Origin of the sequence: Streptomyces sp. LS1784 (assembly GCF_020103755.1) — a bacterium.
Lineage (GTDB): Bacteria > Actinomycetota > Actinomycetes > Streptomycetales > Streptomycetaceae > Kitasatospora.
Map to the genome: position 1 here is coordinate 1 of NZ_JAHSQD010000099.1, position 20,767 is coordinate 20,767.

General features: G+C 71.9%; 26 protein-coding genes and 2 pseudogenes. 11 read left to right on the top strand and 17 right to left on the bottom strand.

Translation table 11 applies throughout. From position 1 onward, the window contains the following. The first annotated feature begins 131 nt into the window (after positions 1–131). A complete protein-coding gene (locus KS423_RS14525) occupies positions 132–395 on the top strand; it encodes a DUF6585 family protein (protein WP_224279235.1) in 264 nt (87 codons plus the stop codon). A gap of 40 nt (positions 396–435) precedes the next feature. On the opposite strand, the pseudogene KS423_RS14530 reads toward KS423_RS14525, so the two are convergent. The 5 genes and pseudogenes from KS423_RS14530 to KS423_RS14555 form a co-directional block, all read right to left on the bottom strand. Next, positions 436–558, bottom strand: a pseudogene (locus KS423_RS14530) (flavodoxin family protein); the annotation flags it as partial. A gap of 363 nt (positions 559–921) precedes the next feature. Continuing rightward, positions 922–2,289: a hypothetical protein gene (locus KS423_RS14540; protein ID WP_224279184.1), complete on the bottom strand. Its 1,368-nt coding sequence runs from the start codon at positions 2,287–2,289 to the stop codon at positions 922–924. Between the two features lie 384 nt (positions 2,290–2,673). Then, positions 2,674–2,979, bottom strand: coding sequence for an RICIN domain-containing protein (locus KS423_RS14545; RefSeq protein ID WP_224279186.1), 306 nt, complete (start codon positions 2,977–2,979; stop codon positions 2,674–2,676). Positions 2,980–3,529: 550 nt separating this feature from the next. Beyond that, a complete protein-coding gene (locus KS423_RS14550; RefSeq protein ID WP_224279187.1) occupies positions 3,530–4,351 on the bottom strand; it encodes an SDR family NAD(P)-dependent oxidoreductase in 822 nt (273 codons plus the stop codon). An 879-nt stretch (positions 4,352–5,230) separates the two neighbouring features. Continuing rightward, positions 5,231–5,839 carry an XRE family transcriptional regulator gene (locus KS423_RS14555; protein WP_224279189.1) on the bottom strand — a complete coding sequence of 203 codons (609 nt, stop codon included), beginning with the start codon at positions 5,837–5,839 and terminating at the stop codon, positions 5,231–5,233. 112 nt (positions 5,840–5,951) lie between these two features. Here KS423_RS14555 and KS423_RS14560 point away from each other — a divergent pair, with 112 nt between their 5' ends. Continuing rightward, positions 5,952–6,770 carry an MBL fold metallo-hydrolase gene (locus tag KS423_RS14560; RefSeq protein WP_224279191.1) on the top strand — a complete coding sequence of 273 codons (819 nt, stop codon included), beginning with the start codon at positions 5,952–5,954 and terminating at the stop codon, positions 6,768–6,770. 61 nt (positions 6,771–6,831) lie between these two features. On the opposite strand, the pseudogene KS423_RS14565 reads toward KS423_RS14560, so the two are convergent. From KS423_RS14565 to KS423_RS14575, 3 genes and pseudogenes are all read right to left on the bottom strand, one after another. After that, a pseudogene (locus KS423_RS14565) lies at positions 6,832–7,050 on the bottom strand (helix-turn-helix domain-containing protein); the annotation flags it as partial. Positions 7,051–7,060: 10 nt separating this feature from the next. Next, entirely contained in the window at positions 7,061–7,516 is a 456-nt protein-coding gene (locus KS423_RS14570) for a DUF6879 family protein (protein ID WP_224279193.1), read from the bottom strand. Between the two features lie 40 nt (positions 7,517–7,556). Then, positions 7,557–7,760 carry a hypothetical protein gene (locus KS423_RS14575; RefSeq protein ID WP_224279237.1) on the bottom strand — a complete coding sequence of 68 codons (204 nt, stop codon included), beginning with the start codon at positions 7,758–7,760 and terminating at the stop codon, positions 7,557–7,559. Between the two features lie 228 nt (positions 7,761–7,988). Between KS423_RS14575 and KS423_RS14580 the strand changes: the two genes are divergently transcribed. From KS423_RS14580 to KS423_RS14610, 7 genes are all read left to right on the top strand, one after another. Continuing rightward, positions 7,989–8,378 carry a hypothetical protein gene (locus KS423_RS14580; RefSeq protein WP_224279195.1) on the top strand — a complete coding sequence of 130 codons (390 nt, stop codon included), beginning with the start codon at positions 7,989–7,991 and terminating at the stop codon, positions 8,376–8,378. A gap of 131 nt (positions 8,379–8,509) precedes the next feature. Beyond that, the gene (locus tag KS423_RS14585) at positions 8,510–9,673 is read left to right on the top strand and encodes a PLP-dependent cysteine synthase family protein (protein ID WP_224279197.1); all 1,164 of its coding nucleotides are present in this window, start codon (positions 8,510–8,512) and stop codon (positions 9,671–9,673) included. Further along, positions 9,670–10,947, top strand: a complete 1,278-nt coding sequence (locus tag KS423_RS14590) for an MFS transporter (RefSeq protein WP_224279199.1) — start codon at positions 9,670–9,672, stop codon at positions 10,945–10,947. Before KS423_RS14585 ends, KS423_RS14590 begins: the two co-directional genes overlap by 4 nt. Before the next feature lie 275 nt (positions 10,948–11,222). Next, on the top strand, positions 11,223–11,432 hold the full coding sequence (locus KS423_RS14595) for a hypothetical protein (RefSeq protein ID WP_224279201.1): 210 nt from the start codon (positions 11,223–11,225) through the stop codon (positions 11,430–11,432). Positions 11,433–11,905: 473 nt separating this feature from the next. Further along, a complete protein-coding gene (locus KS423_RS14600; protein ID WP_224279202.1) occupies positions 11,906–12,241 on the top strand; it encodes a helix-turn-helix transcriptional regulator in 336 nt (111 codons plus the stop codon). After that, entirely contained in the window at positions 12,241–12,969 is a 729-nt protein-coding gene (locus KS423_RS14605; protein WP_224279204.1) for a cation transporter, read from the top strand. Before KS423_RS14600 ends, KS423_RS14605 begins: the two co-directional genes overlap by 1 nt. Next, complete coding sequence (locus KS423_RS14610) at positions 12,966–13,580, top strand: isoprenylcysteine carboxylmethyltransferase family protein (RefSeq protein WP_224279207.1); 615 nt, start codon at positions 12,966–12,968, stop codon at positions 13,578–13,580. Before KS423_RS14605 ends, KS423_RS14610 begins: the two co-directional genes overlap by 4 nt. Positions 13,581–13,688: 108 nt before the next feature. Here KS423_RS14610 and KS423_RS14615 read toward each other — a convergent pair whose 3' ends face one another. Then, positions 13,689–14,405, bottom strand: coding sequence for an NAD(P)-dependent oxidoreductase (locus KS423_RS14615; RefSeq protein ID WP_224279208.1), 717 nt, complete (start codon positions 14,403–14,405; stop codon positions 13,689–13,691). 93 nt (positions 14,406–14,498) lie between these two features. On the opposite strand from KS423_RS14615, the gene KS423_RS14620 reads away from it, so the two are divergent. Next, a complete protein-coding gene (locus KS423_RS14620) occupies positions 14,499–15,182 on the top strand; it encodes a TetR/AcrR family transcriptional regulator (protein ID WP_224279210.1) in 684 nt (227 codons plus the stop codon). A 96-nt stretch (positions 15,183–15,278) separates the two neighbouring features. Here KS423_RS14620 and KS423_RS14625 read toward each other — a convergent pair whose 3' ends face one another. Next, on the bottom strand, positions 15,279–15,482 hold the full coding sequence (locus KS423_RS14625) for a hypothetical protein (protein WP_224279212.1): 204 nt from the start codon (positions 15,480–15,482) through the stop codon (positions 15,279–15,281). 238 nt (positions 15,483–15,720) lie between these two features. On the opposite strand from KS423_RS14625, the gene KS423_RS14630 reads away from it, so the two are divergent. Next, positions 15,721–16,077: a beta/gamma crystallin domain-containing protein gene (locus KS423_RS14630; RefSeq protein WP_224279214.1), complete on the top strand. Its 357-nt coding sequence runs from the start codon at positions 15,721–15,723 to the stop codon at positions 16,075–16,077. Positions 16,078–16,348: 271 nt separating this feature from the next. On the opposite strand, the gene KS423_RS14635 is transcribed toward KS423_RS14630, so the two are convergent. From KS423_RS14635 to KS423_RS14665, 7 genes are all read right to left on the bottom strand, one after another. Next, positions 16,349–16,507 carry a hypothetical protein gene (locus tag KS423_RS14635; protein WP_224279222.1) on the bottom strand — a complete coding sequence of 53 codons (159 nt, stop codon included), beginning with the start codon at positions 16,505–16,507 and terminating at the stop codon, positions 16,349–16,351. Between the two features lie 177 nt (positions 16,508–16,684). Then, positions 16,685–17,116, bottom strand: coding sequence for an SRPBCC family protein (locus KS423_RS14640; RefSeq protein WP_224279224.1), 432 nt, complete (start codon positions 17,114–17,116; stop codon positions 16,685–16,687). A gap of 41 nt (positions 17,117–17,157) precedes the next feature. Next, positions 17,158–17,616: a MarR family winged helix-turn-helix transcriptional regulator gene (locus tag KS423_RS14645; RefSeq protein WP_224279226.1), complete on the bottom strand. Its 459-nt coding sequence runs from the start codon at positions 17,614–17,616 to the stop codon at positions 17,158–17,160. Then, positions 17,609–18,364: an alpha/beta fold hydrolase gene (locus KS423_RS14650; protein WP_224279228.1), complete on the bottom strand. Its 756-nt coding sequence runs from the start codon at positions 18,362–18,364 to the stop codon at positions 17,609–17,611. Before KS423_RS14650 ends, KS423_RS14645 begins: the two co-directional genes overlap by 8 nt. 10 nt (positions 18,365–18,374) lie before the next feature. Beyond that, complete coding sequence (locus KS423_RS14655; RefSeq protein WP_224279231.1) at positions 18,375–18,986, bottom strand: ALF repeat-containing protein; 612 nt, start codon at positions 18,984–18,986, stop codon at positions 18,375–18,377. Positions 18,987–19,114: 128 nt separating this feature from the next. Next, a complete protein-coding gene (locus KS423_RS14660) occupies positions 19,115–19,978 on the bottom strand; it encodes a serine hydrolase (RefSeq protein ID WP_224279233.1) in 864 nt (287 codons plus the stop codon). A gap of 71 nt (positions 19,979–20,049) precedes the next feature. Further along, positions 20,050–20,767 (bottom strand): LysR family substrate-binding domain-containing protein (locus KS423_RS14665; RefSeq protein ID WP_224279229.1); only part of this gene is annotated, 718 nt, incomplete at its 5' end.

The window sequence follows — 20,767 nt, forward strand, 5'->3', positions numbered from 1 at the left end:
GCCGGACTGGCTCCCGAACTCGCCGAAGAACACCCGCCACGGTCGAGTACACCACCGCCACGAACGGCCTAGACCTGGCTCTCATTCACACCGGAGCAGTGGCTCTCATATGAACCCGACAAAATCAGGCCGTGACCGACGCGCAGCTGACGGACGCGATCACCGCGCTCCGGGCAGGAAAGACCCTGTCGTTCGGCAGCTTCCAGGTGAGCTGGACCGGCCTGGAAACGGGGCGAAGGCGGGCCCCCTGGTCGCAGGTGGAGGGCGTCGGAACGAGGCGGGGACTCGTGCGCATCGAGGTCGTCGGGAAGCGGGCGGGGCTGTCCGGCGACCCGGTTCGGATATTCCCGAACCTGCAGCTCTTCACCGCGCTGGTCGAGCGACTACGCGGATAGCCGACAACCGAGATCGCTCCCGGCCAAACCGGCCTCCGAGTCAGCGGTGTTCCGGGTTCTCGAAGTCGAAGCGGCAGCCGGCGTCCCACTCGGAGCGCCGGTTGCCGTGGGCCGGGATGCCGCCGGTGTCCTTGAGCATGCGGGCGAGGTGAAGCTGGTTCCAGGGAGAGGATCGTCACCGGGCGCCACACGGTGCGCAGGTCGCGCGGGGACAGCTCCTCGGCGAAGGCGTACAGCAGCGGCGACAGGAGCACCGTGCCGATCACCTGTGGCGGGACGTGCAGGGCGGGGAGCCCGGGTATCAGCACCACCCCGATCCCCGCCAGGACCAGCAGCGACGGCGCGGGAACGCGCAGGCGCCGCGCGAAGGTGGCCACGGCCGTGGCCAGGACCACCACGACCTTCCTGGCACACCTGTAGCCATCTTATCGGAGCACTATCGGAGAACGGCAGGGCAGAACCACGCGACACCGGACTGTGGTTGAGGGAAGGGCGAGTCGGACACCGACGGCCCCGGCCGCCTCTGTCAGGAGAACTCGCGCAGGCGCGGCCGAACGCCGAGCGCGGTCAGGGCGAGCGCCGCCACCAGCGCCGCCGCGCCGAGGCCGGCGGTGGTGACGCCGAGGTCGCCGTCGGTGTCGGAGACGGCGCCGTCGAAGGCACGCTGGTTGATGGCCTGGTTGTCGTCCAGGGCGGCGCCGAGCGTCCCGAAGTCCGCGTTGGACTGGCCCGGGGTGAGGCCGGTGTCGTAGGTGACGGCCTCCTTGAGCCTGCCCTCGGCGTTCAGCGCGCGGATCTTCCGGTCGTCGCGCTGGTACTGCTGGAAGGCGGCCAGCACCCGTTCCGCAGCGTCCTGTTCACCGGGGAAGGTGATGTTGCGCAGTTCGTCGCCGACGTACCCGCCGAACCCCACCTGACCGTGGTCGGCCCGGTGCCGGTCGGCCAGTGCGGCGAGCCGGTCGTTGTACGTGGTGAGGGTGGTGCCGTCGATCCGGGCGAAGGCCTGGGTCTTGTCGAGGAAGCTCTGCTCGTAGGCCGCCGCCCGGGCGGGGTCGGTGAGGTAGCGGCTCTCGTCGGCGTTGAGGTCGTACGCCACCGAGCGAGCCCGGCTGAGGGCGATCACGGAGTCGAAGGAGTTGCTCTTCGCGACCACCAGCTGGTGGTCCGCCCGGGACGTCAGCGCCAGCGCGGTGGCCAGGCCGACGGCGGTGAGGAGCGTGGTGACGGCCAGCGGCACGTTCACCCGCCGCCGGAAGCGCACGGCGAGCACCCTCTGCAGCAGCCCGAGCGCGACCAGCACGACCAGACCGATGAGCAGGATCCACCACCAACCGTCCGCCAGGGCGTCACGCTGGTCGGTGTAGTTGCGTTCCACGACGACCGCGTTGGCCTTCGTCACCTCGTCGACGGCCGGCAGCAGGCGCTGGCGCAGCAGGTCGGTGGCCTGCCGGTAGGCCGCGAGGGCCTCCGCCGAGGGGCGGCCGACCGGGGCGTGGGCCTGGTCCTCCAGCAGCTGGGCACGGGCCACCAGGGCCTCGTAGCGGCCGAGTTCACCGATCACCGTCTGCACGGCCCGCTGTCCTGACTGGTCACCCGCCACCGCCTCCGCGACGCTCTGCAGGTCGGTGTCGGCCTGGGTGCGCCGCTGTTCGTAGGTGTCCAGGGTCTGCGTGCGCAGTGTCGTGTAGTCCGGATCGGCACCGAACAGCAGCAGGTCGGCGGCCTGGGCGTCCATGTCGTTGAGCGCGAAGTACAGGTCCGCCGAGCGCACCACCTGCGGGGCGGCCCGGTGGCCGATGACGTCCGTGCCGTCCCTGGCCCCGCCCAGGACGACGGCGGTCACCGCTCCGGCGGCGAGCAGCGCCGCGAGGCAGAGGCCGGTGAGCCCGCGCACCAGGCGCGGGGTGTTCCGCCAGGCCCGACTGCGCCAGGCGCCGCCCGGCCGGTGACGGGGGGCGCGCGGCCCGGGAAGTGGTACGGCTGTCTCCTGTCGTGCCGTCTCCGACGCGACCGTGTTCCCCACGACCGCCGTACCGCCCGACGTACCCGTTGGCATCGCCGCGCGCCCCCTCCCCCTGTTTTTCACTGGCCGCCGAACCTTCCCCGGAGGAACCCGCCGGGGGTCGGGGTTCGGCCAACGGTCCGCCGCCAGGCCCCACGCCCAGACGGCGAACCGTTTCCTCACAGCTCACGCTAGGTTCGGCCGAACGCACGTCCGACCGCTCTGACGCGTTCTTGACGCTGCCCGCGGCCATCTTGACGGGGCATTGGCGGTGCTTCAGCCGGTGATCGTCCACTGCTGCTCGGCGGACCCGTCACAGGTCCACACGCCGAGCGCCTTCCGGTCCTCGTGGTAGGTCAGGCAGTCCTGGTCGCTGATCCTGATCTGGTAGGCGTCACCCGTGATGTTCAGGACCTCCCACTTCTGCTCCGGTCTCCCCTTCCAGTCGTTGACGTCGGCGAAGTAGGTGCCGGTGTTCTCGGTGAGCTCCGGGCCGAGGCCGTTGGTGATCCGGTAACGGCCGCCGCCGGCATCCTTGAACGTCCAGCGGGAGTCGGCGCCGCCGGGCTTGCCGGCGATCACCGCCGAGCCCGGGGCGTCGTCGGCGGCAACGGCGCTGACGCCGTTGACCGTCCGCAGGAAGACTGGGGCGTCAAAACGGCGGGCGGGCCGAGCCGGACGGCTTGCCCGGCTCGGCAGGCTCGCCGCCCTTGGGCACGGCGGGGACGACAGGGACGGCGGGGACGGCGGGGACGGCGGGGACGGCGGGGACGGCCGGCGACGCCGGCCTGCCGGGCTTCCGGGCTGCATCAGGGTGGCGGACGGGACCGCGCTGGTCAGCGTCCGCTGGAGCCGTAGGCCGAATGGATGGGGCACCGACCCGGAACGCGCGATCCCCCGCCGTCCCGGATTCCGGACATGCCACGGCCCCTGGGGCCCGCCGTCCGCACAGCCTGACGACGGACCCCAGGGGCCGAAGGCACGCACCCGGTGCCGGTGGCACGCGGCACCGGGTGGGTCTGTCGGGTTACCGGCAAGCCTTCCGGCCGTGGTTCGCCTTCTTCTTCCGACGGGCCTTCTTCTTGCGGGCGCGCTTGGACATCGCGGTTCCTCCGGTTCTTCGGGTTACGGTTCAGGCGGCCTGGTCGACCAGTTGGTCGGCGAGCTTGGCAAGCCGCTTCAGCGAGCGCTCCTCCTGCGCAGCCGGCGCCGTCTGCGCGACCGAACCGCCCTCGTAGTAGGCGCCGTTGACGACGACCGTCTCCGGCAGGCAGAGCTGTACGACGGCTTCCGCGCCCTCCACGGCCGGCGCGCCGGTGCGCCCGTACAGCGGCAGCAGCGCGGTGGCGCACTGGCCGGGGTTGAGGCTGACGGCGGTGATGCCCGCGTCGGCCGGGGCCATGTCGGCGGTCGCCATGGTGAGCGCGAGCTGCGACTGCGCGTACGCGGCGACCCGCGAGTACTTCTTCACCCGGTGCGGGTCCGACCAGTTCATCGAGGCGGTGCGGTGCAGCGAGGAGGAGACGTTGACGATCCGGGCGTCGCCGGCCGCCGAGAGCGGCGCGCGCAGCAGCTTCGCCAGCAGGTGCGCGGCCAGGAAGTTGACCTGGAGCGAGACCTCGTTGCCGTCGTCGGTGAGGGTGCAGCGCTCGGGCGCCATCGCGGCGGCGTTGTTCACCAGCAGGTCCAGCGCCAGGTAGTGCTTGACGACCGTGCCGGCCAGCACCGCGACCTCCGCGAGGCGGGTGAAGTCGGCGGCCAGCTCGACGAGTTGGTCCCGCCGAACGCCCGCTTCGACCAGCCGGGCGACGGCGTACTCCGCCTCGGCGGCGGTGCGGGCGTGCACGAGCACGGTCGCACCGTGCCCGGCGAGCAGCCGGGCGGTCTCCCAACCGATCCCGGAGGAGGCGCCGGTGACGAGGGCGGTGCGAGCGGACAGAACAGCGTCGGACATGACCCATCCAAGGGTGGAAGGCACCGGCGGGGTGCGGAGGCAGAGCGGCACGAGGCCGCTCGGTTCCGGGGCCGCCGGCGCGGGAAAGGTGTGATGCGATGAGAAGAGGCGCGTCCGTCCCCTGGCCCTCGGAGCCGGTTGGGGCTGAGGGACGGGCGGCGGTGATCGGCACGGATTCGGTCTACGGCACCGAACCCGCGCCCACGGCCGGCGGAGAGCGGGTAGCGGCTCGGCTCTACCGGACGGCGGTGGCGACCGCGACAGCGACGATCCGCGGCCGACTATGCGGCGGGCGGTCGTGGTGGCGTGTCGAGCGGTGCATGTGCTCCATCAAAGCCTGCCCTTGTGTCCGGGGCAAGCTCGTTCACCCTCCCTGACGAACCCCTGACGACCTGTCGACACGTTGCTGACGTGCCGTTGACGCGCCCGCCCGGACCGGCGACGGGCGCGCGCCGGCTCTCGCCAATGTTCCGTCAGCAAGGGCCCTGCCCCTGCCAGACTTTCGTCAACGATCCGACGGGGGTGCTCTCGGCCTGCCGTACTGGACCGGTGTCCCTCGCTGCCCTTCCCACCGCCGGCCTGTCCACCCACGAGCGCCCCGGCGCGAACGTCCTTCCCAGCCGTGCCGCACGGAGCGCCCACGGCGGCATGGTGGGCGGACGCCCCGGAGGCCGCGCGGGCGCTGCTGGTCCACTGCGGACCCGAACGCCTGCTGCACGGGGACCCGGCCCACCTGGACCCGAACGTCCTGGCCGTTTCGGCCGAGGCCAGTTCCACGCCCCGGACCGCTTCCTGCCCCTGCTGGGCCGCACTTTCGCCTACCTCACCCCGTGGGTACGGGCGCTGCCACGGAGATCCAGGCCCGCAAGCTGCCGCCGATCAGGTTCTGCGCGAGATGACCATGATGTATTCGCAGGGAGCGTTCGTCGGGTTGGCGAAGCCATGGTCCGCGTCGGCTTGGAAGAAGAGGGAGTCGCCTGTGTTCAGGGTCTCGCTGATTCCGCCGATCGCGACGGTGAGCGTGCCTTCGAGCACCACGAGTTGTTTCTCCGAACCCGGCGGATACGCGGGCAGCAGCCCGGTGGAGACCTGCGCGGGGAGGTAGTGGACGACCATCTCGGCTCCTCCCGCGCCCGGGGCCGCTGACACCATGTGCCGCTCGAAGCCGGTTTCCGGGTCACGGAAAACGGGGCGATCGTTCTTGCGCATGACAACGGCCACACCGGACGCGGCAGCATCCGGCGCACCGATCAGGTCCGAGAGCGACGTGTCGAGCGCGTGGGCGATCCTGGACGCGACGCCGATCGTCGGGCTCTTCTCACCGCGTTCGACCTTCGACAGCATCGCCCGGCTGACCGACGACTGTGTGGACAGCTGCTCCAACGTCAGGCCCGCCTCCTCACGGCGTCGCCGGACGTTACCGCCGAACGCACCGGCCAGGTCGTCACCGTGCTGTGGTTCGGCCGCGTTTCCGTCTTGCTTGACCACCGTGCTCCTCGATCGATGGGTACCTGGCTGCCCAGAGTGTAGTGTTTCTTCTAAAGAAGACAGAGTCTTCTATCGGAGACGCGCGACGTGCGCCCAACACGACGGAGGTTCCATGCGTTTAGTCTCAAGTGGCCGGCACCATGCCACGTTCGAGTTCGGCGACCTACAGGTGATCTCGTTGCGGGACGGGTACATCGACATGCCGCCGACACGGCTCCGTGACGAGGACGGGCGCACGCTCGATGCGCTGCCGGCCGCCGTCCCGCTGGCCGGCGACAACTTGCGGCTGTCGGTCAACGCCTTCTTCGTCACCGACGGCACGCGGTCGGTTCTCATCGACACCGGCGCGTCCAACGCCTGGCACGACCCCACCATGGGATTGATCTACGACGCGCTCGACGAAGCGGGAATCGACCGCGCGCGTGTCACCGATGTGGCCATCACCCACAAGCACGAAGACCACGTGAGCGGCCTGATCGCACCGGACGGTTCAGAGGCGTTCACCGAACTCGAACGCGTGTGGATCGGCGCGGGCGACACCTCGGTGTTCACGGGGCGGCTCGAGCCGATCCGCGACCGGGTCGTACCCGTGTCGGAGAAGGTCGCGATCAACGACTGGACCACCGCGATCCCGACACCGGGCCACACACCCGGTCACACCGTCTACGACATCCGGAGCGGCACCGGCCACCTTCTCGTCTGGGGCGACACCGTTCACGTTCCCACCCTCCAGTTCGATCAGCCGAACGTGTCCTGGGAGCTCGACGGCAACCAGTCCCAGGCCCGCGCCGCGCGCGCGGCCCTCCTCGAACAACTGACCCAACCACACCACTTCGTAGCCGGCGCCCACCTCGACTCACCCGGCATCGCCCGCGTAGCCCCCTCCGGCGGCGGTTACGCGCTGGAATACCTCGCACCACCGATCGGCTGATCGAGCCTGTCGGCTCCGGAGCGCACTCGCGATGGCCGCCAAGGAGGGCAAGCTCCGCGGACCGGCAGCCACCGATGCCGCACACCGCGCACCAGGCACGGATCTGCTGGTCGTTCGGCGCGGTCTTGGCGTTGATGATGCGGGAGGCGGTGGCCGCCATCCATCCGCAACGGTCGGCGAGCTGCTTGCCGGTGAGGCCGGCGTCCAGCATCAGCTCGTGCAGGCGGTCCGCGACGGCTTTGCGGACCGCCTGCGCGCTGGAGGACGGGGACGTGGACACGGTGCTGGGGTCAGGCCGAGTACCGCTCGTGCAGGATGAAACACTCCCAGACCAACTCGAATGCCTGGGCGCAGTGCTTCGCCGGGGCGGGGTCGCGGAGGATCTCCTCGCCCATCTCGGCGAGCTGCCCGTCGCCGGTGAAGTGGCGGTAGTGCACCACCTGGTCGTCGAAGACCCAGAAGTCCAGGCCCGGCAGGCACAGGTCCTTCGTGTTCCGGCGTGACAGCCATCGGACCTGTTCGCCGGCGGCGAGATTCCCGTGGGTCAGGTCGTGCTCGTAGCGGATGCAGTCGTGGACCGGCTCGGAGACGATCCGCGCCCGCCGCACCACCACCCCGCGACCGACGGCCGCGGCGACCGCGTCGTGCCATCCGTGCCGCCAGGAGGCGCGACCGGCCGGCTCCAGGCGCTTGCCGTACTGCCAGGCGATGAACTCCGGACCGTCGAGCATGTGATGGTCGCGCATGTCCAGATGCGCTGCCGAGCGCTGCGCTCGGGCGAGCAGCTTACGAACCGGTGTTGCCACGTTGCGCCTCTTCGTCGGGCCGTGGGATGAACTGCAGCATGTCGGCGGGCAGCCGGATCACCGTCTCGTGCTCCAGGACATCGGTCGTGTGGCCGGACACCGATCCGACCACCTGCGCCTGTGTGGAGGCGGTCAGCACCGCGGCCGAGATCCCGTTGATGGCGGCCACCGCCGTGCCGGCCACAGTCGCGGGGTGGCGCGAGCGCACCTGGCGGGCGCCGGTGGTGGCTACCCCGTGCGGGTGACGCCACGCCCGGCAATCGAGTTGACGGGTGTCCCGCTGTTCGAACGGCTCGGGCGGCCGTACCCGTGTGGCCGCCGGGCGACGGCCGACGACGTGAGGGCCATGCCGCCCTGAATCGCACATCTTCCAAAGGAAGCCTCACGTGTCCGATCGTGTACTTTCGGTGACATGACTGGACGGTTCGGTGCGCAACGCGAGTGGAGGCTCGTGTGTGTCGCCGCCGTGCTGTCCGCGCTCGTCCATCTGCTGGCCTGCGCGCACGGCCCGCTCGCGGGTGCCCTGCCCAAGGCGGACTCCGTCCCCAGCGTGACGGCGCACTGCCCGCCGGCCTCCGAGCGGCACGGTGAGGCACCGCAGCAGGCCGAATGCCAAGGCGTCGACCAGCCGGTGACCGTGCACCAGCTCGACACGGTCCTTGACGAGTCGATCGAGAGCGCTCCGGTAGCCCTCCTCGCCCCGGTGTCCCCGGCCGTGCCGACCCGGTGGCACCGGGCACACGGGGCGACGGACCGTGGCGGTGGCACCGCGAGAGCGGAACTCGGGATCTGGCGGACCTGACAGGGCCCGGCGTCGCGGCGTGCCCTTCCGCACCCTGAAGGTGCGCGGCGCCGTGACGGCCGTTGACGCCCTGACCGTCCGACACCCACGACGGCCCGCCCAGTGAAGGCGGGCCGCAGGAGGGCCCTGTCATGAACCGCCCCGTCCAGCACCTCGTGCACCTCGACGTCCCCGCCACGCCCGCACAACTCCTCGCCGCGGCTGCGCTGCCCGCCCACACGCCCGCCGGCCTGGTCGGCGACACGCCGATGCTGTGGATCGGCGAGCCGTTCACCGCCCCCGGCCACGGCTTCTGGGCCAAACTCGAAGGCCGCAACCCCGGCGGCATCAAGGACCGGCCCGCCCTGCACATGGTCCGCGCCGCCCGCGATCGCGGCGACCTGCGCCCCGGTGCCCGGATCGTGGAATCCACCTCCGGCACCTTGGGCCTTGGCCTCGCCCTCGCCGGGGTCACCTACGGCCACCCTGTCACCGTTGTCACCGACCCCGACATCGAACCCCTGATGACCGGCATGCTCACCGCCCACGGCGCCGAGGTCGTCGTCGTGGACACCCCGCACCCCGAAGGCGGCTGGCAGCAGGCCCGACGCGACAAGGTCCAGGAGCTGCTCGCCGCCCACCCCGGCTCCTGGTGCCCCGACCAGTACAACAACCCCGACAACGTCGCCGCCTACCGGCCGCTCGCCCACGAGCTCATCGCCCAACTGGGCCGCATCGACGCCCTCGTGGTCAGCGTCGGCACCGGCGGCCACTCCGCCGGCATCGCCGGCGTCCTTCGCGGCCACTTCCCCCACCTGCGCGTCGTCGGCGTCGACACCACCGGCTCCACGATCTTCGGCCAGCCCGCCACCTTCCGCCTCATGCGCGGCCTGGGCAGCAGCATCTACCCCCGCAACGTGGACTACCGCCTCTTCGACGAGGTCCACTGGGTCGCCGCACCCGAAGCCGTCTGGGCCGCCCGCGCCCTGGCCACCTCCCGCTACGCCAGCGGTGGTTGGAGTGTCGGCGCGGTCGCCCTCACCGCCCGCTGGCTCGCCGCCACCACCCCGCCCGAGACCCGCATCACAGCCGTCTTCCCCGACGGCCCCCAGCGCTACATCGGCACGGTTTTCAACGACGACTACTGCCACACCCACGATCTGCTCGGCCACCTGCCGCCCGAGCACCCCGACGAGATCTCCCACCCCGCCGAGCGCACCGTCACCCGCTGGACCCGCTGCCGAACCGTCCTCGACCCGCTGGCCCCCAGCACCACACCAGCCGACCTGCGCGACCTCGCAGAGGCCACCCGATGAAGAACCTGTGGCACCAGACCCGCAGCTTCAGCTCCACCGCACAGCTGCTGATGGCCAACCAGTTCGCCATCAACCTCGCCTTCTACATGCTGATGCCCTACCTGGCCACCCACCTCGCCGACGACCTCCACCTCGCCGCCTGGACCGTCGGCCTGGTCCTGGGCGTGCGTAACCTCTCCCAACAGGGCATGTTCCTCATCGGCGGCACCATCGCCGACCGCTACGGCTACCGCGTCCCCGTCATCGCCGGTTGCCTGCTGCGCGTCGCCGGATTCGCCCTGCTCGGCTGGGTCGACTCGCTGCCCGCCCTGCTCGCCGCTTCCGCCGCTACCGGCTTCGCCGGCGCGCTGTTCAATCCGGCTGTCCGCGCCTATCTGGCCGCCGAGGCAGGCGATCGCCGCGTCGACGCCTTCGCGACCTTCAACGTCTACTACCAGGCCGGCATGCTGCTGGGCCCGCTCGTCGGACTCGCCCTGCTCGCCGCAGACTTCACCGCCGTCTGCTCCACCGCCGCCGCGATCTTCGCCGCCCTCACCGTCCTGCAGTGGCGCGCCCTGCCCGCCCGCCAGGGCGAACAGGAACAGCTCGCGGACGGGGAACGCACCGGCGTCCTCACCCAGTGGCGCACCGTCGTCGCCAACCGCCCCTTCCTGCTCTTCTCGGCGGCGATGATCGGCTCCTACATCCTCACCTTCCAGGTCTACCTTGCCCTGCCTCTGGCTGCCGGCCTGGCCCTGGGCGACGACGGAACCAAGGCCACCACCGGGCTGTTCATCGTCTCCGCCGCCGTTGCCGTCGCCGGACAACTGCGCCTGACCGGCTGGGCGAAGCACACCTGGACCGCGCCCCAGGCACTCGTGCGCGGACTCGCCGGGACGGGGCTGGCGTTCGCCCCCCTCGCGCTGGTGCCCCCGAGCGCCGGCCGGCAGGGTGCGGTGGCTCAACTGGCCGCGCTCACCGTGGCGGTGGCCCTGCTCGCAGCGGCGAGCGCGGTGGTCTACCCCTTCGAGATGGACACCGTCGTCATGCTGTCCGGCAACCGGCTCGTCGCCACCCATTACGGCTTCTACAACACCGTCTCCGGGATCGGCATCACCCTCGGCAACCTGGCCGTCGGTGCCCTGTGGGACTTCGCGGTGAAACGCGGCGCTCTGTTCGTCCCGTGGCTGGCCCTGGCGGCGACCGGCCTGCTCTGCGCTGCCGCCGTGCACCGTCTCGCCCGCGGTGGCCGGCTTCACCGCGCTCGGCAGGAGACCGTTCCGGCACCGGCCTGACCAGCTTGTCTCAAGGCCCTACCAAGTCGTGCCGTCGCCCGGCCGATTGCCTACCGCCGAGGCCGGGCGGCGGCACGCACGAAGGATCGGACCACTTCGCACACTCCCGGGAGTTCCGCGTGCACCCACGTCTGTTCGCAGCCTTGGCCGCTATCCTCCTCGGTGTCCTCGGCATCGGGTCGGTCGCCGTCACCGGCTGGGCCCCGCCTCGCAGTACGGCCGCTTCCGCGCCGGACGGCACGGCTTCGGCCGCCGTGGCGCCCGGTGGAACAGCGGTGCCCGCTGCAGACCCGCCGATGTGGACCCGCACCACCCTGCGGAACAAGGTGATGACCGAGATGGAGCAGGCCGATCCCGGCGTCGCGCTCGCGGACCTGGACGGCATCACCAAGGACAAGTGCGCCGCCATCGGCGACCAGGCCGAGCGGGACTGTCCAACGACGCTGTCGGGAAGTTCGGTGGGCGTGGCGCTGGTGGCGCCGTGACGCCACGACACCACGGTGGGACCTGGCGGCCTGGGCGGTGCCCCGGCTCGTTGCCCGGCTGGCTCCCGAATCACTTACCCAGGCGGCCCGCCCAGCAGGACGCCTCGTCACGCCGGGTACCGGCTGGGTGTCTGTCGCGCTGTCGCGTCCGCCGTACTCCCCGGCTCCGCCGCTGTACACAGCCACGGCCAGGCACGACAGCGCGACAACCGCGGCAGCTGTACAGCAACCCGGCGTCACCTTGATGACGGACCTGGGGGTCATCAAGGTTTCCGGTGGAGACCTTGATGACCGCCCCAGGCCAGGTTGCCAATCTACCGAAGAACGGGTTGCGCCGCCTGCCCGAAGCCCGTTCTGAGGGGTCGTTCGGCTGCCTGCCCGATGGTCTTCAGGAAACGATCGTTTCTTGAAGGCCTCCGACCGTTCTTCAGTTCAGGCTTTCCTGAATCCAGGTTTCTTTGTACTGTCGGCGCGTGCTGACTCTCGCCTCCGAGATCGAGGTCCTCGCGCGGTTCGGCCGCGCGCTCGCCGACCCGATCCGCTGCCGCATCCTGCTCGCCCTGCGCGAGGCCCCGGCCCATCCGGCCGACCTGGCCGAGGCCCTGGGCGTCTCCCGCACCCGGCTGTCCAACCACCTGGCGTGTCTGCGCGACTGCGGCCTGGTCGCCGCCGTCCCTGTCGGCCGCCGCACCCGCTACGAGCTCGCCGACGAGCGGCTCGGCCATGCGCTGGACGACCTGCGGACCGCCGTCGTCGCGGTCGCCACGGACCGAACCTGTGTCGACGCGGACGAGAAGGGCTGCTGCTGATGGCGACGATCTCGCTCGGCCCCTCCCCCGCCCGCCGCGACGCGCTCACCCGGCAGATACGGCTGCTGGTGGCCGCCACGATCACCTACAACGTGATCGAGGCGATCGCCGCCATTACCGCCGGCACCGTCGCCTCCTCCACGGCGCTGGTCGGCTTCGGCCTGGACTCGATCATCGAGGTGTCCTCCGCCGCCGCGGTCGCCTGGCAGTTCTCCGCCCGGGACCACGCCGTGCGCGAGGCCCGCGAGAAGACCACCCTGCGGATCATCGCCGTCTCGTTCTTCGCGCTCGCCGCCTACGTCGCCGTCGACTCGATCCGGGCACTGACCGGCGCCGACGAAGCCGAACACTCCATCCCCGGCATCGCCCTGGCCGCTCTGTCCCTGGCGATCATGCCGTTCCTGTCCGCCGCCCAGCGCCGGGCCGGCCGCGAACTCGGCTCCGCCAGCGCGGTCGCCGACTCCAAGCAGACCCTGCTGTGCACGTACCTGTCCGCAGTCCTGCTGGTCGGCCTGGCCCTGAACGCCGCCCTCGGCTGGTCCTGGGCCGACCCGGTCGCCGCCCTGGTCATCGCCGCCATCGCTGTCAAGGAAGGCCGCGATGCCTGGCAGGGCAAGGGCTGTTGCGCGCCGTCGGCCTCCGACACCTCCTCGGTGGCGAAGGGCGACGGGTGCGGCTGCGGGTCGGGCTGCTCCTGCTGCCCGTCCGGTGCGGAGACGGCCCGGTGACGGGCTGGGCCCAGACGGCGCTGGCCCTGTACGTGGGGTGGGCGGGGTACGCCTTCGGGGTGCGGGCGGCCGTCCAGCGTCGGCGGACCGGGGACGCGGGCTTCCGCGGGATCTCCGGGCCGCCCGGTTCGGCGTCCTGGTGGGCTGGGGTGCTGTTCGTCCTCGCCCTGGCCGGCGGGGCCGCCGCCCCGATCGCCACGGTGGCCGGGCTGGGCAGCCTCCCGGCCACCGGCGGCACGACCGTACGGTGGGCCGGACTGGTCATCGCCCTGGTCGGCGTCGCGGCCACCGCCGGCGCGCAGAACGCCATGGGCGCCTCCTGGCGGGTGGGCGTCCAGGACGGCGAGCGCACCGCGCTGGTCACCGGCGGCGTCTTCGCCTTGATGCGCAACCCGGTGTTCACCGCGATGACCGTCACCGCCGTCGGTCTGGCGCTGATGGTCCCCACCGTGATCGCCGTCCTCACCCTGGCCGCCCTCGCCGCCGCGATCCAGCTGCAGGTGCGGGTGGTGGAGGAGCCGTACCCGGACCGCACCCACGGCTCCGCCTACGCCGTGTACACATCCAAGGCCGGGCGCTTCGTGCCCGGCATCGGCCGCCGGAGGGCGTGAGCGGCAACCGCATGCCGTGCTGCCCCGGACCGAGCCGGTCCGGGGCAGCGGTGCGTCACGGCACCACGCCTGCCTCCGGCCTTCCGCCGCAGCAGCCCGCGGCAGCCCTCAGCCCTGGCCTCGGGTACCGCCGGCGTGGGCGAGCGCGCTGGGGGTCAGGCGGCCGACGATCGCCGGGGCCTCCCGGACGAGAGCGTCCGTGGTCAGCGCCTCCACCATGAACAGCGCGAAGTCCACCCGGCGTGTCAGGTTGCTCGCCAGCACCGGGTCGCCCACGTGCCGGCTCCACACCGGCAGGCCCTGGCTCGCGCCCTCCTCCAGGTCGCTACCGCGCACCATGGTCCACCGGGTGTCGCTGGCGAACACCCGCCGGCACGCCTCCACTTGGTCGTCGATCTCGACCGCGCGGACGAGCTTGCCCAGGACGGCGGCGATCCGCAGGCCCAGGGTGAACATCCGCGAGTACCGGTCCTTGCCGTCGCGCGTGATGTGCCAGCCGCAGGAGAACACCAGGCGCGCGCCCGGCCGGGCGTGGTCGAGGACCGCCTGCGCCGTACCCGACGCGTACTGCTGCACGCCCCAGGGCACCAGCACCGTCAGCACCCCGTCGCACCCGGCGACCGCCCGGCGGATCACCTCCGGGTCGTTCGTCGCCCCGGGGACGACGGTGATCCGCCCCTCGAACGCGGCCAGCTTCGGCACACTGCGCTCCCGGCAGACGCCGACCACCTCGTAGCCGCGTTCCAGCGCGTGTCCGACCATGTACTGCCCCAGCTTCCCCGAAGCCCCGATGATGCAGACCTTCTCCACGTGATCCTTGCCCATGGCGCAGCCCCTTCGCGGACATGGCGACCTTATGTTGTAAGGCACGTTAGCCTTACACCATAAGGCAGTCAATGGACGTGCAGGAGGAGACGGATGCCCGAGGAAGGCAGGGGCCGGCGCGGGAAACCGGCCCGCACGCCGCTGAGTCGTGAGCGCGTGATCCGGGCGGCGGTGGAGGTGGCGGACGAGAAGGGGTCTGCCGCGCTCACCATGCGGGCCATCGCCCAGCCGCTGGGGGTCGAGGCGATGTCGCTCTACCACCACGTGGCAGGCCGGGAGGAAATCCTCGACGGCATGGTGGACGCGGTGTTCGGCGAGATCGAGCTCCCACCGCACGGCACCGACTGGAAGAGCGCCATGCGTCGGCGCGCGGTCTCCGCGCGCGCCGCCCTCCTGCGCCACCCATGGGCGATCGGCCTCATGGACTCCCGCGCCCAGCCCGGCCCGGCGACCCTGCGCCACCACGACGCCGTCATCGGCGCGCTGCGCGCCGGCGGATTCTCCGTGCCGATGACCGCGCACGCGGTCTCGCTGATCGACAGCTACCTGTACGGTTTCGTGCTCCAGGAGGTCAGCCTGCCGTTCAAGGGCGGGACGGAGCCGGCCGAGGTCGCGGGTGCCATCCTGAGCGGGATGCCCGCCGACGCCTACCCCCACCTCGCCGAGCTGGCCACCGAACACGTCCTCAGGCCCGGCTACGACTATGCCGACGAGTTCGCCTTCGGCCTCGCCCTCATCCTCGACGCCCTCCACCCGGACGGGGCCCCGGGCACGTAGCCGGCCCGCGCCTCGTGCCCGCACTTCACCGCCGCACCACGCTGCCCGTCCACACCGACAGGGCACCGGCACTTCCGGGGCGGTCGGCGGGGGATGTCAGTGAACGCCGTCGGGGTGGAAGCCCGGAGAGCCCAGCTTCTCTTGATCGCCGTGGCTGATCAGCAGGCCCGACCAGTCAACACGCAAGCCACGGGCGCCGCTGTCATCGGCGTCGTCCACAAGAACGAACTCGACTGACCCCAGCCGCCCCTGACGCGGGCCCGGCACGCGCTCGCCGCCGCCCGCGCGGGTGAGCGCCACGATCGGGTGATGTCTCGGCCCGTCGGTTCGCATTCGGAGTGTTGGGGCCGGATGGGGGACGGGGGGCACTACTTTGAGATCTCGGGTCCGGCGGCCGTGTCACTGACAGGCACGCCCGTGAGGAGCCGGACCGGTGCGCGGTCGGCCGTTCCCGAATCGGCAGAGCACCGTTCCCGTCATGACGTGACGTCACCGACAACGCCGGGCCGCGCCCCGGCCCTCGTACGAGGGAGAAACCGTGATCTCGAAGACCAAGAGGGCCATCTGTTCCATGGCCATGGCGCTCGCCGCAGCCGCCACGTTCACCGTCGGCCCGCCGAGCGCCGACGCCTTCGCCATCGACCACGTCCAGTGTGACGGGGGCCGCAATGACTTCCTGAAGATCTGGTCGCACCTCGACGGCCGTGACAGCGTCGACTGCTACGCGAACGGGGGGAGGACCGACTTCGGCGGGTGGTGGGTCGACCGGATCTCCACGGGCAACAACGACCTGACCTACTTCGACGTGAACGGTGACTCCGTGAGGATCACGCGCTGGACCGACATTACCTTCCCGAACCGCCCGCCGAGGGTCGCCGCCATCCAGATCGGGTGACACGGCGGCATCCGGTCGCTGCACATGCCGGTGCCGGTCACGCCCCTCCGGGCGTGCCCGGCATCGGCATGTGCGGCTGGTCGGTCACGTCGTGGCCGACCGGAGCGCGGTGTTACGCCCCGGGGGCGAGGGCGGGGTGGTCAGCCCCGGGGATCGGGGGCGCAGCCAGTGCGGTCCGGTGCTCCAGCCGATGAGGAGCCGTTCGGCGCCCGCATCCGCCGTGCCGCCGTCCGCTCTACCCGCCGGCTCTGGCCGCCGCCTACGGGCGCCGTTACGGCGAGATCTGCCCCGGGGAGGGCGCCGGAAATCCAGGTGCCGCCTTCTCGTCGGAGTCGTCGTGGGTCAACTCCACTCCGTGGCGCAGCAGCGTGTCGCTCTGATGATCGGGGTTCTGGTCAGCGGTCGAGACGCGCGCGTAGCCGATGAGCATGTGTCGGCATCTATCTGACGGACCGTTCTCCGACATCGGCACTCGACGCGCGTTACCGACACTGCCCGCCTGCGGGTTCGTGATCGCGGTGCCGAGTGTCGACAGACGGTCGTTTTTCGGCACCATCCCCCGCTGCCGGCCGGCTGTGAGCGCGGGCAGTCGGGGGGCGGGGGGGGTTCAGCGGGTTTCGAGGATGTTCTTCAGGACGTCGAGGTTCTTCGCGACTGCGTGCTTGACCCGGGGGCCGGCGATCGCGGCGATGGGCTTGAGGGCTCCGGTGGCGGTGAGGTGGAGGGTGTTGACCAGGCGGGTGGTGCGCTGTTCGAGCGGGGTCAGCCGGTAGGTGGCGGTTCCGGTGAACGGGCCGAGGTCACCGTCGACGGTCAGCAGGCTCGGGGGGTCGTATTCGGTGATGCGGAAGTGCTCCTCGGCCGGGCGCGGGAGCGTGCGGGTCTGGCGGTACGTCGTTCCGACCCCGATCGGTCCCGGGGAGGTCTGCTCGGTGCGGTCGAGCGCGTAGTTCCAGCGCGGGAGGTTCTCGGGCCGTGCGAGGTAGGCGAAGACCTCGTCGGCGGGCGCGCTGATGGTCAGGGTGTTCTCGAGTTGCACGGTCGTTCCTTCGCTCGGCGCGCGGCCGACGGGTCGTGGCGTCAGTCGAGGTCGAGGCGTTTGTTGAGGGCCTTGCCCGAGGGCAGGGTGTCGATGAAGTTGTGCAGGAACGCGAGCATCGCGTCGACCTCCAGGCCTTCGCAGGCGGTGTCCATCGAGGTGTAGAGGGACTCCTCGATCTCGGTGACGGCGGTGGCCAGGCGTTCGCCCTCGGGGGTGAGGCTGAGGTGGAGGTAGCGGCGGTCTTCGGCGTCGGTGCGGCGCTCGACCAGCCCGGCCGCGACGACGCGTTCGACCAGCCGGCTGGGGTTGGTGCCGCTCTCGCACACCAGGAGCTGTCCGAGCCCGTTCAGGCTCAGGGTGCCGTGCTGCTGGAGCAGGCGCAGCACCTCGGCCTGCGACGGGGTGATGCCGAGGGGTTTGAGGGCCTGGATCAGCAGCCGGTTGCCTTCGCGTTGGGCTGCCAGGATCGCGAACCGCAGGTGTTCGGCCTTACGCATGGGTGCCCTGTCGGGTGGTCGGGAGGGCGGCGAGGAAGTCCTTGACCGCGGCGGCGTAGGTGACCGGGTGGGAGAAGCGGAACATGTGGCCGGTGCGCGGCAGCGTGACCTCCCGGGCGTCGGGGATGCCCGCGAGCATGGTCGTGGAGGCGCCCTCGCCGATCAGCACGTCGTGCGAGGGGGTCAGGATCAGGGTCGGGACCTGGACCCGGCCGAGCACGTCGACGTAGTCGGCGGTCAGAGCGGCCCGCAGGCGGGCGCCGAAGGAGGCGGCCGGGGTGTTGACGAGGAACAGTTCGCGGCTGCGCGCCTCGCTCCAGGGCACCTGCCCCTCGCCGTCGAACGGGGAGGTGAGGCGGTGGGCGTGGGCGCGCAGCGTCAGCTGCCGGTAGAACGGGCCGCGGGCCTTGCCGATCGCCTGCATCAGGGCCTTCCACGGCTTGGAGTCGACGGGGTTGGCTGCGAATCCGCCGGACAGGACCAGGGCACGCAGGCCCGGCGGGCGGCGGGTGGCGAGCGCGAGCGCGATGTTCGCGCCGAACGAGTCGCCGACCAGCACGTAGTCGTCCAGGTCCGCGATCGCGCTTTCGACGTGGTCGGCGTAGCGCTCGATGTCGTCGACGCCCTCGGGCAGGCGCAGCGTGCGCTTGGGCGCGTCGCCGTAGGGGGCGAGTTGCTCGGCGCTCCACGGGGCGCCGGAGAAGCAGGGGATGAAGACGAGGGTCGGATTCTTCTCTGAAGTGTTCATATCGGACACATTACACGACACATGTGTCGTGACACATGCCATCTGGGTCACACATGGAGCCGCCGCCCTTTGCGCCCGCCGACCTCCCGGCGCGGTGTCGCGAGTCGAAGGAGGCGGGACTCCCGGGCCGATGACGTGGAGTGTCCGACAGCACCTCCTGACGTCTTCTTCGGCGGTGTGCGGGTCGCCCGGCGGGCGTTGCCGGCCGGCTGCCGGGAAGGTGCGGATCTCCTCCGTTGCCTTCGAGGGCGATCTGGGCGGCCTGTTCGGTCGCCGGGCCACCGGACTCGGCGAGCTGCGAGACCTCGATCCGGTCGTCGCTGTCGCGCAGCGTGAACCGGGTCTCGTCCAGGAAGGCCTGGACGTCGGCGCCGGGTTTGTCCGAAGCGGCGAGCGCGGCCGCCTCGGTGTGGGGGCCGCCACTCTGTGCGATCTGGGAGACCAGGACGCGCTGGTCCTGCTCCAGCGGCGTCTTCCAGCCGGCCGTGACGAACGTGGCGACGTCCTGGCCGGTGCCCGCGAGCGCGGTCTCGGCGGCCTTGCGCAGCCGGGGGCCGCCGACCGTCACCATCTGTACGGCGGCAGCGCGGTTGTCCTTGGCCTCGGCCTCGGCCTTGGCCAGTTCGCCGTCCTGCGAGTTCCGCGCGCACGGCCGCTATGACCGGCGCGGTGGCGGCGGTGTCGGCAGGACCTTGGCGGGCATGCCGGGGGTGGTCACGGCATCACGGTTTCGCCCTGGCCCGGCCCCGGTCAGCCCGTCCCGCTCGTTGCCGCCCGCGCCCGGAGGGCGTCGACGGCGAGGCGGGCGGTGGTTCCGATGGCGGCGTCGGCGGCGGGCAGGGTGATGGTGGTGGCGGCGGCGCGGGTGAAGACGGCGAGGGCGTAGCGGCCGCCGTCGGGGTATTCGACGACGCCGACCTCGTGGCGCAGCGTGGGGAGGGTGCCGGTCTTGCCGTGGACGCGGACGTCGTCGAAGGGGAAGCCGGAGGCCAGGCGGTGCGGCCAGACCTGGAGGCCGAGAAGGCGTCGCAGGGCGGCGCCGTGGTCGCCGGGGCAGGCGTCGCCGTGCCAGAGGGCGGCGAGCAGGGTGGTCATGTCGCGGGGGGTGCTGCGGTTGGTGAAGGCGGGGTCAAGGACCCTGAGGCGGGCGACGACGGCGGGGTCGACCGGGGAGTCCGAACCGGTGTCCTCGGCGAGGGCGGCGATGAGGTCGCGGAGCTTGTGGACGGCGACGGTGCGGCTCAGGCCGAGGTCGGCCATGGTGCGGTTGACGGTGTCGAGGCCGATCTCGTCCCACAGGGTGTCGGCAGCGGTGTTGTCGCTGACGGCTACGGTGAGGTAGGCGAGGTCGCGAAGGGAGAGGCGGGCGGCGTCGAGCATGGCGGCGAGGCCGGTCCCCCCGGGGGTGCGGCCGGCGGCGGGGACGTCGACCTGCCGGGCCAGGTCGATCCGTCCGGCGGCGGCCTCGCGGTACAGCGTCACGAGCAGGCAGACCTTGTGGACGCTGGCGGTGCTGACGGCGGTGTCGGCGCCGAGGCCGATCTCGGCGCCGGTGTCGAGGTCGCGCGCGTGCAGCCAGCCGGTGACGCCCGCGTCGGCGAAGGCCGCGGCGATGCGGGTGCGGGCGGCCCGGCTGTGCGGGGGGCGGTCGCCAGCCGTGCGGTCGGCTCTCGTGCGGTCGCTGGTCACAGCGGGAACTCCATTGCGGGCCGGGGGTAGAGCGGGCGGTTGGGCGGCTGGGGCAGCAGGCCGCCGGGTCCGGTGAGCGCCTCGTGGGCGGCCTGCGTGAACAGCCGGACGGCGGGCCCGCCCCGCCCGGCCGGCCAGGCCGTGGAGGTCCGCCAGGCCAGCGGGGTGCCGGTCAGCGGACGCCAGACTGTACCCGGTGGTGGCGCGGTGCGCGGCACCAGGGCGACGGCGCTGCCGGTGAGCACGAGCGCGCCCGCGACGTCCGGTCCCGGCGGGTCGACGACGGCCTCGGGGGTGCAGCCGTGCCTGGTCAGCGTGGTGAGCACCTCGTCATACAGGGCCGGGGCCGTGGCGCGTGGGAAGAGGACCAGGCGCAGGCCGGTCAGTTCGGCCACCGCGAGCTCCGGGCGGTCGGCGTACGGACTGCGGGCGGCGAGCAGGACGCCGAGCGGCTGGTGCAGGACGGGGCCGAAGGCCAGTCCGTCGGCCGGGCAGGGGTGGCGGACGACGGCGACGTCGACGGTGTGCTGGGCGAGCTCGCGCACCACGGCCGCGACCGGCAGTTCCCGCAGTTCGAGCCGGGTGCCCGGGGAGGCGGTCTCGAAGCCGGTGAGCAGCGCGGCCAGGGTGGCCGGCCCGAGTTCGGGCGGGACGGCCGCGCGCAGGGTGCCGGCCCGTCCGCTGCGCAGGTCGGCGGCGGTGGCGAGGAGGCGG